This is a genomic window from Akkermansia muciniphila, assembly GCF_900184965.1.
Classification (GTDB): Bacteria; Verrucomicrobiota; Verrucomicrobiia; order Verrucomicrobiales; family Akkermansiaceae; genus Akkermansia; species Akkermansia muciniphila_A.
Genome location: NZ_FXYA01000071.1, coordinates 1 through 203, shown reverse-complemented (window position 1 = coordinate 203; position 203 = coordinate 1). Strand labels below are relative to the sequence as shown.

General features: G+C 59.6%; 1 protein-coding gene. It reads left to right on the top strand.

Annotation, left to right across the window (positions count from 1 at the left end):
* A partial coding sequence (locus tag CI070_RS13360) for a hypothetical protein (RefSeq protein WP_179218310.1) occupies window positions 1-203 on the top strand: 203 nt, incomplete at both ends.

Below are 203 nucleotides of genomic sequence, written 5' to 3'. Positions count from 1 at the left end.
CGGAAACCGCCTGATTGAAGGCGGGCTGCCCGGCGTTTCCTCAGAATTGGACCGGATTTCCCGGGAGCATGGGGAGAATGGGAGCCGTATGGGGATTGCCCTGCGTTTGGATGATTCCGTTTCACGGGCCCTGGAACAGCAGCTGGTGGATATGGTGCTTGCCAAGGGGATGACGTGTTATATTGCCGCCGAGCCCACGAGAC